A 13,049-nucleotide genomic window follows, 5' to 3' on the forward strand; every position below is an offset into this window, starting at 1 on the left:
ATATACCTCTATGATTATCTGGCAAATAATCCCCTTTATTAAATAATTTTTCTCTTAATGTACCTGAGGAATATTCTTTTTGATAAACTCCACGGCGTTGCAGTTCAGGTACAATCCAATTTACTGTATCTTGAAACGATTGATGTGCAAGAATATATGCTAGATTAAAGCCATCTATTCCTGTGTCTTCTATCCACTCTTGTAGTTTATCTGCAACTGTTGTAGCAGAACCAACAAATACAGGCCCATTTCCACCCAAACTATTCCAGCGTGCAATTTCATCAACAGTCCAAACCTTGCTCAGATCTGCGTTCACATAGGCATCTAGTAGCGACTGTATCGCATTGGTTTTAATATATTCGACATGATCTGTTGCTTGATATTGTGAAAAATCAACACCTGACCAGCCTGAAAGTAATGTCAATGCGCCATCATAACTTCCATAAGATTGGTATTCTTCAAACTTTTTCTGAGCTTTTTCATCAGTATCATCTGTCACAATAGACACCAATGCATATATTTTTATATCGTTTGGAGAGCGTCCAGTTTGTAGAAGTTTCTCTTTTATGCCATCAACAAACTTTTTGGTAACTGCTTTAGAGGGTGCAGCCAAAAAAATACATTCAGCATTTTGACTGGCAAAAGTTTGTCCGCGAGATGATGCACCTGCCTGATATAAAACAGGTGTTCGTTGTGGTGAAGGCTCACATAAGTGAATACCTGGCACAGAAAAATACTTACCTTCGTGTGAAATTGCATGTACCTTGCTAGGGTCTGCAAAAACCCCCTGTGTTTTATCTCTTAAAACAGCATCATTTTGCCAAGATCCCTCCCAGAGTTTATATAACACTTCCAAATATTCATCGGCAATATCGTAACGATTATCATGATTTAATTGTGTTTTTAAACCAATATTTTTAGAACCACTGTCGAGATAAGAGGTAACAATATTCCATCCTAACCGCCCTTTGGTAAGATGATCAAGTGTACTTATTCGACGTGCAAATGGATAAGGATGTTCAAAAGAAATTGAGGTGGTTAAACCAAAGCCAAGATGTTTCGTTACAGCTGCCATTGCAGGAATAATTTGCAATGGATCATTCACTGGAATTTGTATAGCACCACGAAGTGCTGCATCTGCACTGTGATGATATACATCATAGATGCCTAGAACATCAGCAATGAAAATACCATCGAATTTTCCTTCCTCCAAAATCTTAGCTAAATCCGTCCAATACTCAATCTCTTTATATTCCACAGATCGATCTTTAGGATGTCGCCATAATCCAGGAGACTGATGTGCTATACAGTTCATTTCAAATGCATTAAAGCTAATTCTCTTGGTCATGTTTAATAGCTCACCCTTAGCTTGCTTTTAATGCATCGACATGACCAATACGCCACTGATACGGCGGCAATGTTCCATTGACACTAAAATCGCCTACAATACGATCTTTATAGATTCTAGGATTATGAGAGGCAAGTGTTCGAATATTTCGCCAGTAGCGATCTAAAGCAAGATCTTTATCTGTTGCAGAAGCGCCTAAGGCATCAAAAGCAATGGTTGAAGCATTTAATAGTAAGTCTGTAATGATGGTTTGTGCTTGAGCTGTTTCTAGTTCAGCGATAGCATTTTGCTCAGCTTCTGCTTGCAAATTTGTCTCTAAACCTGATGCAAAGGCACGTTGCAAAGCAATTGCACTTTTTTCTACAATAATGCCCGATGTATATGTTGCACTACGGACTTTACCTACAACTTGTAGAACCTGAGCATCATCACGAATATGTGTTGCATTGGCATGACTATAATTTCTCGTTCTTCTTTTTACTGCATCAGATAAACGATGCGTTAAAGAGCGACCTAAACCTACAATAATTGCCAACTGAACCAATTGATAATATGCTGCCGAATATTTAAAACGCACAGCATCTATTAAAACATCTGTTTCATCTACCTGAACGGATTGAAATGTTGCTGTACCACTGGCTGTTAACTGTTGTCCAAAACCATTCCAATCATCAACGACAGATACACCATCAGAATGTCGATTAACTAAAATAGAAGCTGATTCACCATGTAAATCTGTAATACCTACATCAATCCAGTCTGCATATAAGCTCCCAGTGGTATAATACTTTTTACCAGTGAGCTTTAAACTACCTTGATCATCTTTATAAATATGTGTCTGAAACTGATTTTGTGCCTCTTTACCACCCTCAGACCAGCCACTACCAGCGGTATCACCTTGTGCTAATCTAGATAACCACTTCTCTTGAAATGCTTTATTTTTCGACAACAATAGGTCTTCACTAAAACCAAAATGTACCCTTAATATTTGCGGTAAATTAGAATCTGCTTCTGCCAATTCGACTAGCAGTGCAAATAACTCAGGAATGGTTGCATCGAATCCATTATATGCTTTGGGTAGCCTTAAACGTGTAAACCCAATGTCTTTTAGCCATTGTATTTGCTCGTAAGGGAGAAGATGTTTTTTTTCACGCTCTAAAGTACCTTGCTTAATTTTTTCAAAAGTTGGTCTAAAATGTTCAGCTAGGTTTTCATAGCGTTCAGAAGGTGGGTTTGCCCACAACTGCCCTATTAAAGAGTTTTTGGAAGTATGTTGATATAAATTTTCTAGTGTAAAGTTTGACTGTAGTTGGCTCATTTTCATTTGCTCTAATAAAAATCTATATCATTTAACTTAGATTAATTTCGAGAAAATAGAATTACTATTTTTAGATAAGCAAAGAACTTTAACTCATAAATTCATCTACTTAAATATTCAAATTGAAAGCTATGTATTATTTTCACTTAATATAAGTTGCTTAATTTTATAAGCTTTTTCAAAGTGATCTAACCGATGTGTCATAATCCACCAAGAGGCAACTTGCATTAATAATTCTGGTTCATCATTTTTATTTTTAAAAAATGCATAAAAAGAAAGGCCGACATTTTCTCCCTTCTTAGCCATTTGAGCTTCACAAATTTTTAATATTCTTTCTTTTAGTTGTGTATTCATCTATTTGTACTATTTTAACTTTTAAGCTTGTTCTATTAAAACATGAACAAGCTTAAAAAACGGATAAAAATTAACTTTCATCAATAGAGGCAATAGATGTATCTGCTGTAATTGTATTTTGCGTATCAATTATAATATTTAAAACTCCACATTTATGGGCAACAATAGGTACTTCCATTTTCATCGCTTCCATAATACCAATAATTTGCTCACTCTCTACATACTCACCTGAAGTCACATTCCATTTTGTAATAACACCACTCATTGGTGCAGCAACCATATTATAAGATGCAGTTTCTGAACTCGATGCAACATCAGCAATAGGTGCTTGCACCATATTTTTCAGTAGTGTATTTGGCAAACCTACTTCATGTAGCTTCCCATCAATTTCAATTTGAAGATACTGAATGGTACTATTTTTCTGGTATTGGCTTCGTACAAATGGCTCATAATTTGGGGTGTAGTCTTGTTCAATCCAGCGTGTATGTACTTTAAAATCCTCACAAAAATCTGGATGCTGTAAAACATCTTGATGAAAAGGTAATACCGTTGCAATACCTTCAATCTTAAACTCACTTAAGGCACGTTTTGCACGTTGTATCGCCTGTGCTCTTGTTGGTGCAGTAATCACTAATTTTGCTAAAAGTGAATCGAAATGGCTAGAAACCAAACTTTCACGTTTTACACCTGTATCTAAGCGTACACCTAGACCTGACGGCGATTTAAAATCATGAATCATACCAAATGCTGGAATAAACCCACGTGTTGGATCTTCGGCATTTATTCTAAATTCAATTGCATGTCCTTGTGGCTTTGGCGTCGTTGTTATCGACAACCGATGACCTAATGCAATTGAAATTTGCTCAGCGACCAAATCGACACCTGTAGTTTGTTCTGTTACAGGATGTTCGACTTGTAATCTCGTATTCACTTCTAAAAAAGAAAGCATCCCCGAATGACTCAATAAATACTCTACGGTTCCAGCACCCACATATTCGGCTTCTTTACAAATCGCGCTGGCAGAATCTAAAATCTGCTGAAAAATTTGCTCAGATATAAATGGTGCAGGTGCTTCCTCTACCAATTTCTGATTACGTCTTTGTAAGGAACAGTCTCTGGTTCCCAATACCACAACATTACCATGTTGATCTGCAATAATTTGCGCTTCTAAATGTCTTGGTCGATCTAAATACTGTTCAACGAAGCACTCCCCACGACCAAATGCACTAACAGCCTCGCGAACAGCAGATTCATATAGATACGTTACTTCATTTAATGCTCTGACCACTTTAAGACCGCGACCACCCCCACCAAATGCTGCTTTAATTGCGATTGGCAATCCATAATCTAAAGCAAATTGATATGCTTCTTGAGCATTTTTTAAGGGCTCAGTGGTTCCTTGAACAAGTGGTGCGCCCACTTTTTTTGCAATTTTACGTGCTTCAATTTTATCACCTAAAAGTTGAATACTCTTCGGTGAGGGGCCAATCCAAATTAGTCCAGCGTCCAAAACAGCTTGAGCAAAATCGGCACGTTCAGAAAGAAACCCATAACCGGGGTGTAACATTGTTGCACCAGATTTTTTTGCAACTTCTAAAATTTTCTCCATATTTAAATAGGTTTCTTCAGCAGATATACCATGTAGTGCCCATGCTTCATCTGCATATTGAGTATGAAGGCTTTGTATATCATCATTTGCATAGATCGCAATAGAATGAATAGATAGGTCTTTACAAGTTTGTATAATTCGTACTGCAATTTCACCACGATTTGCGATAATTAGCTTATGTTTCATATTTTTACGTCCATGAATTCTGAAATTGGATGAAATTGAATACGGCATCCTGTAGGAATTTGTGCCACAAGATCCAAATGGTAATCTGCAACTGTTGCAATAACGGGATATCCTCCAGTTAAAGGGTGATCGTTCATAAACAATACGGGCTGTCCATTGGGAGGAATTTGTAACGCACCAATAGCTGTTCCTTCACTTGGGAGTTCCTCATGTTTAATTCGCTTAAGTGGTTCATTTCCATGAAGTCGCAACCCAATACGATTAATATCACTTGTGACTAACCAATCTTGTGAGCTCAGAATTCGTATACTATCTGCATCAAACCAATCGAGCCTAGGCCCTAAAATGACATCTAAGATGACAATATTGGAAGATGTTGGAAGACTTAATTTTTGAAAAGAAATATTAAAAGGAATAGCGCCTACAATCGATTGCTCAACATAGACATTGTCTCCTTGTTTTAAGGGCGCTGCGCCTAACTCCGCCAAAGTGTCAAAACTTCGACTCCCCAATATCTTGGGTGCATCTATTCCACCTCGTATTGCAAGATAATTTCTTAAACCTGCACGTGGTGTTTTAATCTTAATTTGATCTCCCACATCTAATGCAATTGCTTCATAAGTTGAAGCCTCAACAGTGTGTCCATCTTTATATTGAATAGATACTTCAGCCTCTGCACCAGTGACTGCAATAACTGTGTGTTGTTGAATCTCAGCTTGAAAACCACCATTTAAAATTTCTAAAACAGCGTTATGAATTTGATTGCCTACACATTCATTCGCATACTGCATCGCACGTTTATCCATAACTCCGCCAACACCTACTCCTAAGGCAAATTGCCCATGTCTACCCTCATCTTGTATTAATGTTTGCATGCCTGATTTTAAGATTTTTAGAACAGCTTCACGACCTTCTTTCTGCTCAACCGCGCCTATTTCTTTTATTGATGAAGCAACGAAAATAGAACTTCCATTTTTATTATCTTTAAAAATAACACGGCGACCGGGCAACAATAATGCTGGTGGATTACGATAAATATCCCACATTTTTTCATCCGTATGTCCAATAAGCTGCCACCCACCAGGACTATTTTTGGGATAAATTCCGCTATACTCACCAGCCAGTGCAACAGCCCCCATGGTAATTTGTTTACGCGGTGAACTCAGTCGAGGAACACTACCAAATGGTGCATTTTCACTATTTAGATAGCCAAAGCCAGGCGAAAAACCAATAAATGCAACCTTCCATTCATTTTCTGTATGTCTCTTAATAACTTCTGCGACAGTTATTCCCAATAGCTCGGCAACTGGAGCCAAATCTATACCTTTATAGCTGACAGGAATAATAACTTCCTCGCCCACCTCTGGTGCTATCTTTTTAACTTGTTGTTTAGCAATCCATTCAATTAATTGCTTTTGTTCAATAAGGAATGCTGAATATTCAATAAATATTGTTTTTTCTGCAGGAATCATATCCAAAATCGCTGAATGATGCTGTTGCTTTAAATATCTAAAGAAATTCGTTGTTTCTGACAAATGACTAAACTCAATCAGAAAACTATTTGCACTTACGGATAGAAAACGCATTATTTTTCTGCCTTGAGAATTAAATTGACCATCTACGATCTGGTATATCTGTAATAAGCATATGTCCTGGTGCATGACTAATTGCAAAAGGAATCTTAGATTGTATGACTGCTGCTTGAGGTGTCACACCACAAGCCCAAAATACTGGAATTTCGTGTGGTAACATCCGAGGCATATCGCCAAAATCAGGGCGATAAATATCATTAATTCCTAGCTGTTCAGGAAAACCAATATGTACAGGTGCACCATGTACAAGAGGAACTTTTGATGTAATCTGAACAGCTTGAGACACGTGAGAGGCAGGAATGGGTCTCATAGAGACAACAAGATTACCCGAAATTTTTCCAGCAGTACGGCAAGGAATATTTGTTAGATACATGGGAACATTTGTCCGATCTGTAATATGGCGTACCTCGATACCAGCCATTAAAAGATTGTTTTCAAAAGAAAAACTACAACCAATTAAAAATGTCACCAATTTGGGATGTTTTTCCCACATCTCTGTAATGTCTGTTAACTCATTTATTTTTTGACCATTTTCCCAGATATGATACTTAGGAAAATCAGACCGAATATCAATATCTTTACCTAATATCGTTTTAAAACCACCAGATTCAATGACATCAAGAACAGGACAACTTTGAGGATTCCTTTGCGCATACAATAAAAAATCCCATGCCCAATCTTCAGGTACACAAATCATATTTACTTGTGTCATACCCGGTGCAAGACCCATTGTTGGAACATTTGCCCCATGTCTAATTTTAAGTCTTTCTTGATGTGCTATAGCTAACTGTGTCGGTGTGGCTTGATAATGAATACTCATATTACTGACCTCCTTTTAACGAGGAAAAGGAACGAATTGATATATTTTCTTCGGTTAAGACGTGAGTAATCTTTTGAGCAATTTCTAATGCCCCTTTTGTATCGCCATGTACACAGATACTATCTGCTTGAATAGGAGTTAAATGACCTTCAATTGACTGTACATGGCCTGTTTTCACCATATTTACGACTCTTAACGCAATTTCATCATAATCGTGTAAAACTGCACCATCTATTTTTCGGGAAACGAGTGTTCCATCTGAATGATACGCACGATCTGCAAATGCCTCAGAAATTACAGATAAGCCTTTTTCTTTTGCAAAATGAATGAGTGGTGAGCCAGCCAAAGCGACTAAATATAGACTTGAGTTGAATGCACAAATCGCATCAACTACTGCTTGTGCCTGCTGTAAGTCTTTTGAAATGGTATTATATAAAGCACCATGGGGTTTTACATAGGTCACTTCGGCACCTACACTCTTAGCCATGCCACTTAGTGCGGAAATTTGATATAACACATCGGCATATAACTCATCATAAGATAAATCCATATTACGCCGTCCAAATCCGACTAGGTCGGGATATGAAACATGTGCACCTATTGCAACTCCACATACATAAGCTTGTTTTATTGTTTTAAGCATACCTTGTGGATCACCTGCATGAAAACCACATGCAATATTTGCACTGGTCACAATTTTTAGAATTTCCTTATCATTGCCCATATGCCATGAGCCAAAGCTTTCACCTAGATCGCTGTTTAAATCAATATTCATCATGATCTCCTTATTATGATTCTAAGTAGTGAAAAATAGTATTGAACGAGATATACCCCATATACCAAGTCAGAACACAGGTGAGAATGCCAAGAACAGTTAACCATTTTGGATAACCTTGATAACCAATCAAATCTTTACGAAATGCTGCAACATAAACAAAGAGGGTTAAACCAATAGGGAGCACGAGACCGTTAAATCCGCCTACGAAGATAAGTAAACTGGCAGGTGTCGCACCTAAAATAACAAAGAGTAAAAGTGCAGCTGCAATAAAAATAACGGTGCAAGTATTGCGTTGTTTTAATGAGATATCTTTTTTAAATACTGTGAAAAAAGAAACTGATGTATATGCAGCACCTATTGCACTACTAATACCCGCAGCAAAGAAAATTAATCCAAAAATTTTAAATCCAAACTCCCCGGCTGCATATTGAAATGCCTGAGCTGCTGGATTCGCATTTTTACTCGATAAATCAATCATTGCACCACTAGTGACAACACCTAATATAGCCAGAAAAAGTACATATCGAACAATACCTACGACAATAATTCCTTTAGTTGCTGCGCTCGAAACCTCTTTAATATTTTCTGGGCCAACCGCACCTTTATCGAGTAAACGATGTGCACCTGAATAGCAGATATAACCACCTACTGTACCGCCAACAATTGTTGTAATGCTGGCAAAGTCTATATGACTCGGTAAAATAGTTTGATGAAAGGCATCACCTACAGGAGGTGCAACAATAATTGCAACAATGACTACGATGAGTATTTTGACGATCCCTAATACCATCATACTTTTATCTACTACTGCAGTAGCTTGCTTTGATGCAAAAATTAAAATGGCAATGCCTCCACTAATAACACCACCCCATTTCGTATCAAGCCCTAAAAGTGCATTTAAACCAAGCGCCGCACCTGCAATATTTCCAATATTGAAAAAGAATCCCCCCAATATAACCAATACTGCAAGTACATACCCACTGCCTGGTAAAGCTGCATTAGCAACCTCAGGTGCGCGCATTTGAGTAAGTGTGACGACACGCCAAATATTTTGTTGTACAACATAGTCAATAATAATAGAGAGTAATATTCCAAAACCAAAAGCAGCTCCCATTTTTGCGGTAAATGTTGCTGTTTGGGTTAAAAATCCTGGCCCCATAGCAGATGTTGCCATCAGAAAAATAGATGCAATTAATGCCCATTGTCTTTCTGAAAATAATTTCTTTCTATTATCTTGCATACCCTTCCCTTTAAATATGAAAAATTTCTTTTAATTAATAAATCACATTAAATACAAAAGCGACAAGGGAATAAAATAAAAAATATTGAATTTAAATATTTGATATTATTGTGTTTTTTTATAAATCATATTTTATAATGATTATAGATTAATTTTTTTAATACAAAAAAAAATAATAAGCATTATAATAGTGCTTATTATGTTTTAATATAGTGCCTTATGCCATATATTGGATCATTTAAAATAAATAAAAGTTTTCACTCTTAAATTGCTGACTTAACTTTTTCATTGCTTTGCTAGAAACACTCACTGCAAGATCCGCAAGATTGTGTTTTACATTGTCATCACTTCCAATGGTGTAAACACATAAAAAATGGTAAGGCCTTAAGTGAATTTCAGAGGGCAATAAATATAACTTCTTTTCTCTTAGCTCTTTTAAGACAGAATAATGTGGTAGCACACCAATCCCCATTCCTTCTTCAGTCATCTTAATTAAAGTGGTTAATGAATAACTGGTAATTGTCTTAGGTTCTAATAACCTTAATTGATTCAATTGTTGCTTTAAATCTAAATAAGGGTGTGTATTTTTGGGATAGCTAATCATGGTCGATCTTGTTAAATCACGAAAAGTAAACGCGCCTTTAGATTGAAATCGCTTGCCAAACTCGGCAGAAACTAGAAAATTTTGTTCAAATGAACATAAAGGACGCTGAATACAATCGAAGTCACATGTATGGTCTAACATAAAAACCATATCAAGCTCGCCATTTTTTAACATCTCTTTCAATACTGGCGTAATATTAATAATAATATCTAAGGTAATATAAGGGTATTCACGATAAACAACGTCAATGAAATCTACCAACCACGTATGCACAATGGTTTCTGAGGTTCCTAAACGAATTGTACTTTCAATACAACTGTCATTTTCAGCAATAGTCGATAAGAACTCTTCGTTAAGTAAAATTAATTTTTCAGCATATTTAAATGCAATTTTTCCTTTGTCTGTTAAGTGTATATAGCGTGGTGTTCTATTCAAAAGCTTGATATTCAGTTCAGCTTCCAAAGCTAAAATACGCTGAGATACGGAAGACTGTGTAGTATTGAGATGTATAGCAGCTTTATTAAAACTATTTAAACGAGCAACCCAATATAGTGTTTCTAAACCTTTATAATTCAACTGACAATCTCCAAATTTGGAAAATTAATCTTTATAATATATAGAGATATAGTGAAGTAACTCAATCTATTTCTTATTGAATAATCCACAAAAAATATTTATTAAACTCATAAAAATATATTGTTTTTATAATTGAATTAATTTTTCTACTATCGAATGACCTACTCATGATTATTAAACAAATCTGGCAGGTAAATTACTGATATGAATAACCAAGGATTCGATTATGGCATTATCCCCTTTTCATCTTGCAATTCCTGTATATGACTTAGCAGCGGCAAGAAATTTCTATGGTCAAATTTTCGGATTATCTGAGGGGCGCTCAAGCACTCAATGGGTTGATTTTGATTTTTATGGACATCAACTTGTAATACATGAACACCCAAAAACCACCACACAAGAGCATGCACATACCAATCCAGTAGATGGACATGACGTCCCAGTTCCTCATTTTGGTATTGTTCTATCATGGAATGAATGGGAAGACTTAGCAGAACGCTTAAAAGGATTTAATACGCAGTTTGTCATTGAACCGTATATCAGGTTTAAAGGACAAGTGGGTGAACAAGCAACAATGTTTTTACTCGATCCTTGTGGTAATGCTCTCGAGTTCAAAGCATTTAAAGACATGGGTCAACTTTTTGCTAAATAGTTTTTTAATTACTTCTCATAGCTACTTTTTTTAATTACATTATATATTTATGTCATAAAAGTAGCTTATGCTTACCGAATTAAAAACACTCATTGCCATTAAAAAATACGGATCATTTAGTGCTACTGGTAAAGAAATTGGTTTAACACAAGCTGCGGTCAGCGCACAAATTAAATCATTGGAATTATATTTAGGCAGTAAACTATTTGACCGTGTGGGCCGAAATGTTCACTTAAATGCAGAAGGTTTAAGAGTAATCGACCTAGCTGAAGAGATGATGACATTAGCAGAAAAAATGAAGTTTCCTCCCTCATTGACTGAGTTTTCAGGAGAAATACAAGTTGGTGCAATATCAACGATTCAAGTCAGTTTTCTTCCACAGTTATTAAAGAAAATGATTACTTATTTTCCTAATGCTCGAATTAATTTAGTACCTGGTATATCAGAATATCTTCTTGAATCTGTGATGGAAAATCGCTTAGATATCGCATTCATTATTAAGCCACCTTTTGCTTTGGATGAAACGATAGAGTCTTATACATTAAAAAAAGAGGAATTTTTACTTATTACACATCAATCTGTTGATGAAAGTCATATTAGAGAAATTTTAGAGAAATACCCTTTTATTCGCTATAACTACAAGTCATTTGGAGGGGTGTTGGTTCAAGACTTTATCCATCATTATAAATTAAATACTAAGGACTTAATTGAAGTAGATGACATCGAAGCGATTGTTAAAATGGTAGAATCGAATCTTGGAATCGCAATTATCCCCGATGTTGGACTATGGAAAGAAAGGCCAGCTCAAGTCAAAATATTCAAACTCAATAATGAATTACAGTTTTTTCGTGAAATTATAGTTATTCATAAAAAATATGAACATCAGTTTATTGCAAAAAAAATAGTAAAAGATCTGATTCAGGACCAATATACCCTCTTTTAAAATGTAAATAATTTATCAATTAATATACATAAAGATAATTTAATCACAATATAATCGATTTCCCTTATTTTAGTTTATATTGAAATGCTAAAAAACTTTATTTTCATTGCGTTTAGCTTTTTTATTTCTCAGCAATTATTTGCGGACGTTGGTACTCTTAGCTTTTATGGACGTGTTGGAGGCTCAGCATATTCATATATGGGAAACTGTCCGAATGTTAGTGCTCAAGATATTTCATCTAGTAATGGTAATGTCGTGTTAGTCTCGGATGGACTATGGGACAACGGAGCAGCATGTCGAAGACTATATGATATGCGCTGTATATCAACTCCTGGCAAAAAGTCTTGTACCAGAAATGTAGAACGAGTTATGGTAGTAGGTAATTGTCCGAACGGCCAATGTGTTGTTGCTGGGAAAAAAGTAACCATGATGGTTGCAGCTCCTCGCTATTCATCTTTCGTACAATCTAGAGATGCGTATTACGCAAATATCGAATACGTACAGAGATAATCAATTAAACCACTTCGCTTTTCTAAAAGCGAAGTGGTAGTTATTTAAAAAACTTAAGTAAAATTACATCTTAAATATCTAAAAGAAAAACTGAAGGCAAATAATATAAAGGACAACATTACTCATTGTACTATCTCCCAAAAGGCTTGATTTGAGGTTTTAAAGTAATATTACGCATGGCAGGAATATAACCATAGTCAAGCACTTCACGTACAAAAGAGCGATCCCCTTGCAGTTCAATACGCACTGTTGGCGCTTCTGTACCACCAATACGATACTTCAAATGCTCTGATGTCTCGAAATCTATAGGTATCGTATCAATAAAAGAGGTAACTAAACCATTTGGCATTACATAATGTGAATACGTTTGATATGGCTGCGAAGACGGATTTCCTAACACTAGCCCTGAACTATTCATTGGACGATATGGACCCGTTAAATCCTCACTGACAAAACCATAGACTCCATCAGGACCTGTTAACCCATCTGCATACGTGTATTTATGACTAATGGTAAATA

The 13,049-nt window shown here is 36.0% G+C and carries 13 protein-coding genes; 3 read left to right on the forward strand and 10 right to left on the reverse strand.

Going from position 1 to position 13,049, the window contains the following annotated elements; genetic code table 11:
* The 9 genes from I2F23_RS12740 to I2F23_RS12780 form a co-directional block, all read right to left on the reverse strand.
* The coding region (locus tag I2F23_RS12740; RefSeq protein ID WP_195772963.1) for an LLM class flavin-dependent oxidoreductase at positions 1-1,348 on the reverse strand (1,348 nt) is incomplete at its 3' end.
* A gap of 16 nt (positions 1,349-1,364) precedes the next feature.
* A complete protein-coding gene (locus I2F23_RS12745) occupies positions 1,365-2,666 on the reverse strand; it encodes an acyl-CoA dehydrogenase family protein (protein WP_195772964.1) in 1,302 nt (433 codons plus the stop codon).
* Positions 2,667-2,795: 129 nt separating this feature from the next.
* Positions 2,796-3,020 carry a DUF6500 family protein gene (locus tag I2F23_RS12750; protein WP_195772965.1) on the reverse strand — a complete coding sequence of 75 codons (225 nt, stop codon included), beginning with the start codon at positions 3,018-3,020 and terminating at the stop codon, positions 2,796-2,798.
* Between the two features lie 70 nt (positions 3,021-3,090).
* Entirely contained in the window at positions 3,091-4,815 is a 1,725-nt protein-coding gene (locus I2F23_RS12755) for an ATP-binding protein (protein ID WP_195772966.1), read from the reverse strand.
* A complete protein-coding gene (locus I2F23_RS12760) occupies positions 4,812-6,401 on the reverse strand; it encodes a 5-oxoprolinase subunit B/C family protein (RefSeq protein ID WP_195772967.1) in 1,590 nt (529 codons plus the stop codon). The genes I2F23_RS12755 and I2F23_RS12760 overlap by 4 nt, the downstream gene beginning before the upstream one ends.
* Positions 6,402-6,420: 19 nt before the next feature.
* Entirely contained in the window at positions 6,421-7,227 is an 807-nt protein-coding gene (locus I2F23_RS12765; protein WP_195772968.1) for a putative hydro-lyase, read from the reverse strand.
* A 1-nt stretch (position 7,228) separates the two neighbouring features.
* On the reverse strand, positions 7,229-8,002 hold the full coding sequence (locus I2F23_RS12770; protein WP_195772969.1) for a LamB/YcsF family protein: 774 nt from the start codon (positions 8,000-8,002) through the stop codon (positions 7,229-7,231).
* A 13-nt stretch (positions 8,003-8,015) separates the two neighbouring features.
* Positions 8,016-9,245: an NRAMP family divalent metal transporter gene (locus I2F23_RS12775; protein WP_195772970.1), complete on the reverse strand. Its 1,230-nt coding sequence runs from the start codon at positions 9,243-9,245 to the stop codon at positions 8,016-8,018.
* A 238-nt stretch (positions 9,246-9,483) separates the two neighbouring features.
* On the reverse strand, positions 9,484-10,425 hold the full coding sequence (locus I2F23_RS12780) for a LysR family transcriptional regulator (protein WP_195772971.1): 942 nt from the start codon (positions 10,423-10,425) through the stop codon (positions 9,484-9,486).
* A 226-nt stretch (positions 10,426-10,651) separates the two neighbouring features.
* Between I2F23_RS12780 and I2F23_RS12785 the strand changes: the two genes are divergently transcribed.
* The 3 genes from I2F23_RS12785 to I2F23_RS12795 all read left to right on the forward strand — a co-directional run bounded on the left by I2F23_RS12785 (position 10,652) and on the right by I2F23_RS12795 (position 12,530).
* Positions 10,652-11,077, forward strand: coding sequence for a VOC family protein (locus I2F23_RS12785; RefSeq protein ID WP_195772972.1), 426 nt, complete (start codon positions 10,652-10,654; stop codon positions 11,075-11,077).
* 67 nt (positions 11,078-11,144) lie between these two features.
* Positions 11,145-12,020, forward strand: a complete 876-nt coding sequence (locus I2F23_RS12790; RefSeq protein ID WP_195772973.1) for a LysR family transcriptional regulator — start codon at positions 11,145-11,147, stop codon at positions 12,018-12,020.
* 198 nt (positions 12,021-12,218) lie between these two features.
* Positions 12,219-12,530 carry an RlpA-like double-psi beta-barrel domain-containing protein gene (locus I2F23_RS12795; protein WP_195772974.1) on the forward strand — a complete coding sequence of 104 codons (312 nt, stop codon included), beginning with the start codon at positions 12,219-12,221 and terminating at the stop codon, positions 12,528-12,530.
* A gap of 130 nt (positions 12,531-12,660) precedes the next feature.
* Here I2F23_RS12795 and I2F23_RS12800 read toward each other — a convergent pair.
* Positions 12,661-13,049 (reverse strand): glycoside hydrolase family 68 protein (locus I2F23_RS12800; protein WP_195772975.1); only part of this gene is annotated, 389 nt, incomplete at its 5' end.

Origin of the sequence: Acinetobacter pollinis, from assembly GCF_015627175.1 — a bacterium.
GTDB lineage: Bacteria > Pseudomonadota > Gammaproteobacteria > Pseudomonadales > Moraxellaceae > Acinetobacter > Acinetobacter pollinis.

What these genes read in the sequence shown, in the direction of transcription:
- I2F23_RS12745 (WP_195772964.1), bottom strand. Translation starts at nt 2,666, where the DNA reads ATGAGCCAACTACAGTCAAACTTTACACTAGAAAATTTATATCAACAT.
- I2F23_RS12750 (WP_195772965.1), bottom strand. Translation starts at nt 3,020, where the DNA reads ATGAATACACAACTAAAAGAAAGAATATTAAAAATTTGTGAAGCTCAA.
- I2F23_RS12755 (WP_195772966.1), bottom strand. Translation starts at nt 4,815, where the DNA reads ATGAAACATAAGCTAATTATCGCAAATCGTGGTGAAATTGCAGTACGA.
- I2F23_RS12760 (WP_195772967.1), bottom strand. Translation starts at nt 6,401, where the DNA reads ATGCGTTTTCTATCCGTAAGTGCAAATAGTTTTCTGATTGAGTTTAGT.
- I2F23_RS12765 (WP_195772968.1), bottom strand. Translation starts at nt 7,227, where the DNA reads ATGAGTATTCATTATCAAGCCACACCGACACAGTTAGCTATAGCACAT.
- I2F23_RS12770 (WP_195772969.1), bottom strand. Translation starts at nt 8,002, where the DNA reads ATGAATATTGATTTAAACAGCGATCTAGGTGAAAGCTTTGGCTCATGG.
- I2F23_RS12775 (WP_195772970.1), bottom strand. Translation starts at nt 9,245, where the DNA reads ATGCAAGATAATAGAAAGAAATTATTTTCAGAAAGACAATGGGCATTA.
- I2F23_RS12785 (WP_195772972.1), top strand. Translation starts at nt 10,652, where the DNA reads ATGGCATTATCCCCTTTTCATCTTGCAATTCCTGTATATGACTTAGCA.
- I2F23_RS12790 (WP_195772973.1), top strand. Translation starts at nt 11,145, where the DNA reads ATGCTTACCGAATTAAAAACACTCATTGCCATTAAAAAATACGGATCA.
- I2F23_RS12795 (WP_195772974.1), top strand. Translation starts at nt 12,219, where the DNA reads ATGGGAAACTGTCCGAATGTTAGTGCTCAAGATATTTCATCTAGTAAT.